This is a genomic window from Streptomyces sp. YS-3 (assembly GCF_045257485.1).
GTDB lineage: Bacteria > Actinomycetota > Actinomycetes > Streptomycetales > Streptomycetaceae > Streptomyces.
Genome location: NZ_JBJHPC010000634.1, coordinates 1 through 3,937, shown reverse-complemented (window position 1 = coordinate 3,937; position 3,937 = coordinate 1). Strand labels below are relative to the sequence as shown.

Sequence of the window (3,937 nt, the reverse complement as noted above, 5' to 3'; positions counted from 1 at the left end):
CACCCGGCCCACCGGCCGCCGCCTCGACGAGCAGGCCACCGCCGACCGGGCGGCGGAGACCGGGCTGATCCTGCCGGTGCTGCGGCCCGACCGCCGCCGGCAGGCCCGGCTCGCCCTGGTGATGGACGTGTCCTCCTCGACCGTGGTGTGGGAGCAGACCCTCGACGAGCTGCGCCAGGTCTGCGAGCGGGCCGGGGCCTTCCGCGAGGTGCGGACGCACTACCTCCACGAGGGCGAGGACGGCCGGCCGCGCGTGGGCACCGGAGTCGCCGACGGGGGGCACCTCGTCGACCCGTCCCAGCTCGGGGACCCGGGCGGACGTCGGCTCACCCTGCTGCTCAGCGATTGCGCGGGCCCCATGTGGCGCAGCGGCCGGCTCCAGCGGCTGCTGTACGGCTGGGCGCGCACGGCCCCGCTCGCGGTGGTCCAGCCGCTGCCGCAGCGGATGTGGCGCTCCACCCATCTGCCCACCCGGCAGGGGGTGCTGCGGCGCCGCGAGGGCCCGGCGGGGCGGCTGGAGTTCGAGCCGCGCAGGCCCGAGCGGGGCCGGGACGCCCGGGGGGTGCCGGTCCCCGTGCTCGCCCTGCGCCAGTCGTCGTTCGGCGCCTGGGCCCGGCTGGTGAGCGGCTCCGCCGAGCRGACGATGGAGGCGGCCGTCGGCCGGGTCCGCGCCGACCACGCCCCCGCCTCCGGCAGCGCCCGCGCCGAGCAGGACCTCAGCCCCGCCGAGCGGGTCGCCGCGTTCTGCGCCACCGCCTCGCCGGACGCGGCCCAGCTCGCCGCCTGTCTGTCGGCGGCGCCGCTGGTGCTGCCCGTGATGCAGCTGGTCCAGCGGGCGATGCTGGTCGACAGCGGGCCCGAGGTGCTGGCCGAGGTGCTGCTCAGCGGGCTGCTGCGGACCGACGACGAGCAGAGCGGCCCGGGCCTGCCCGGTTACGCCTTCCTGGACGGGGTGCGCGAGGAACTGCTCGAACTGCTCGGCGCCGGAAGCGCGATCCTCGTCCTGAAGCACTGCTCGGAGTACGTGGAGCGGCGCTACGGGCGGACCGTGCGCAACTTCCCCGCGCTCGCCGCGGCCGTCCTCGCCGGCTCGGTCGACCCCGGCGGCAGCGCGCCCGCCGGCCCGGTCGACGACTCCCGGCTGCGGGTCTTCGCCCGGGTCTCGGCGCAGGTGCTGCGGCGCTTCGGCCGGCCCGACCAGTTCGTCCAGCCGGGCGGCGGCGGCGCCGGGCCGCGCGAGCTGTCCGACCGGGCCCGCGACTGCCTCGACCGCTTCCGCTCGTACGGCACGGTCCGCGACCTCGACATGGGCGTCCAGCTGCTGAGCGCGGCCGTGCGCGCCGAGAAGCGCGTCGCCGAACGGGCCTATCTGTACGGGGAGCTGGCCCAGGCCCTGCTGCTGCGCTGGGAGCTGCGGCGCCTGGGCGAGGACCTGGGCGAGGCGCTGTCCGCGGTGGAGAACGCCCTGCCGCACGAGCGCCGCGCCCACCTCACCCTCGCCCGCGTCCTGGAGGCGATGGCGGACGAGGCGGAGTCGGGCCGGGCCGGGGCGGACGAGGCGTGGTGGCTGCGGGCGCTGACCGAGCCGCAGGGGCCGCCGGGACGGCCGGGCGAGACCTGGCGGCTGCCCGCTGCCCCCGCGGCCCCCGAGGTGCCCACGGCCGTCGCGGCGAGCGGGGCCGTCGTGGCGAGCGGCGCCGAACCGCGGCCCTTGGAGGCGCGCTCGCCCCACGAGGTCGCCCTGCAGCTGCTCAACCGCGCCCACAGCAGCCTCGCGCTGGTCAGCGGCATCCCCCCGGCCTCCGCCACCCAGCGCGCCGACTGGCGGGCCGCCTCGCTGGCCCGGGTGCGGGTGCTGCGGCGGCTGGCGGAGCTGGAGCCGGCGTGGGCGGGCGGCTGCCTGGACAACGCCGTCCAGGTGACCGACGCGCTCCTGAAGGAGGGCCGCGCCGCGGGAGTCCTGCTGCTGCGCGGCGCGCTGCTGCTCGCCCTCGCCCGCCGCGCCGCCGCCGGTCCCGGCGAGGAGGCCGCGGCCACCGCCCGCGCGTACGCCGAGCGGGCGGCCACCGACCTCTACGCCGGGTTCGAGAGTCTGGCGCCGGGCTCGGTGAGCGACGCCGAGGTGAGCCGGGCCTGGCTGGACGTCGCCGACGCCGTGGAGCTCTCCGGGGCCGAGTCCGACGACGTCGGCCGGCTCACCGTCCTCCAGGCCCTCGACCAGGCCCGCCGCTACGCGGGCCCCGACCGCGAGGCCCAGACCGTGTGCCTGCTGCGGATGGCGAGGGTGCTGCGCGAGCGGTACGAGGCGACCCGCAGCCGCACCCACCTCGACTCGGCCGTGGTGGCCTGGTCGGAGGCGCTGGAGCTGATGGGTCCGGACGACCCGCGCCGCGCCGCCGCCTTCACCGAGCTCGGCGACGCGCTCACCGCGCGCGCCCGCGCCAAGGACTCCGTCGAGGACGCCCGGGGCGCGGTGCGCGCGCTGCGCCGGGCCCTCGACGAGACCTCCGAGTCCGACCCCGAACTGGCCCGCCGCCGCTATCTGCTGGGCGCCGCGCACGTCCGGCGCTTCCACGCCGAGGAGATCCTCTCCGATCTGCACGAGGCCCACTGGATCCTGGGCGCGGCGGCCCGCGCCACCGACCGCAGCACGGTCCTCGCCCGGATCTGGCTGCTGCGCGCCGAGGTGCTGCGGCTGCTGTCCGAGCGGACCGGCTCGCCCGCCCGGCTCGGCGAGGCGGCCGACCACGCGCTGCGGGCCGCGCAGGAGAGCAGGGCGGCCGGGGAGCCGCTGACCGAGGCCCGGGCGCGCCAGACTCGTGCGCTGCTCCTGGAGCGGACGGCGGGCCCGGCCCGGGCACGGCAGGAGCACCAGGAGGTCCTGCGTGTCCTCTCGGCCGCGCCCGAGGGAGCGGCGCGCGACGAGGCGGAGGCCCTGAGCCGGGCGGAGACCGCCCGGCTCGACGGCGAGCTGGGAGCGTCGTGACGGCGACCGCGACCGAGGGGGGAAGGGCGCTGCCGGACCCCGCGGCGCTGCCGGTGCTGCGCCCCCTGGCGGCCCGCGCCCCGCACGAGTGCGCCCACCCGGTGCTGGCCGCCGTCCTCGCCGAACTGCGCCGCCGGCCCGGTCCCGGGGGACGCGCCGGGGCCTACTTCAGCGACGCCCCGGCGGCCGGGGCGGCCCCGGACGCGCCCGGCGCGTACTTCGCCGACACGCCCTCCGCCCGCCCCGGTGACGACGGCACCGGGCAGGCGCCGTGACCACCGCCGGGGAGCCCCGCTGGCCGCACCGCGAACTCGACCCGGACGCCGTGCGGCCCGTACCGCTGCGCCAGTTCGTGCTGAAGGTGCACAGCCGGTGCAACCTCGCCTGCGACTACTGCTACATCTACCGCGGCCAGGACGCGAGCTGGCGCGAGCGCCCGGCCCGGGTCCCCGAGGCGACCGTGCGCCGCACCGCCCGGCGCATCGCCGAGCACGCCGCCGACCACCGCCTCACCGCGCTCCGCATCGACCTGCACGGCGGCGAACCGCTGCTCGGCGGCGCCGGTCCCGTCCTGGCGTACGCGGCCGAGGTGCGCCGGGCCGTGCGCGAGGCGGTCCGGGGCGTGGTGCCCGGCGGCTGCGAGGTCACGGCGACCGTGCAGACCAACGGCACCCTGCTCACCCCCCGCACCCTCGACCGCCTCGCCGCCGGGCGCGTCCGGGTCGGGCTCAGCCTGGACGGGGGCGCGGCGCGGCTCAACACCCGGCGCACCGACCGCCGGGGCCGCTCCTCCTGGCCCGCCGTCGCCGAGGCCGCCCGGCTGCTCGCCCGGCGCCCCGGCGCGTACGCGGGCATCCTGTGCACCGTCGACCTCGCCGCCGACCCGGCGGACGTCTACCGCTCGCTGCTCGCCCTCGGCCCGCCCGGCATCGACCTGCTCCTGCCGCACGG

At 79.1% G+C, this 3,937-nt stretch carries 3 protein-coding genes; all 3 read left to right on the top strand.

Annotation, left to right across the window (positions count from 1 at the left end):
• On the top strand, window positions 1-2,986 hold a 2,986-nt coding region (locus ACJA3G_RS32265), incomplete at its 5' end, for an SAV_2336 N-terminal domain-related protein (RefSeq protein ID WP_406556586.1).
• Entirely contained in the window at window positions 2,983-3,261 is a 279-nt protein-coding gene (locus ACJA3G_RS32260) for a hypothetical protein (protein WP_406556585.1), read from the top strand. The genes ACJA3G_RS32265 and ACJA3G_RS32260, both read left to right, overlap by 4 nt.
• A partial coding sequence (locus ACJA3G_RS32255) for a radical SAM protein (protein WP_406556584.1) occupies window positions 3,258-3,937 on the top strand: 680 nt, incomplete at its 3' end. The genes ACJA3G_RS32260 and ACJA3G_RS32255, both read left to right, overlap by 4 nt.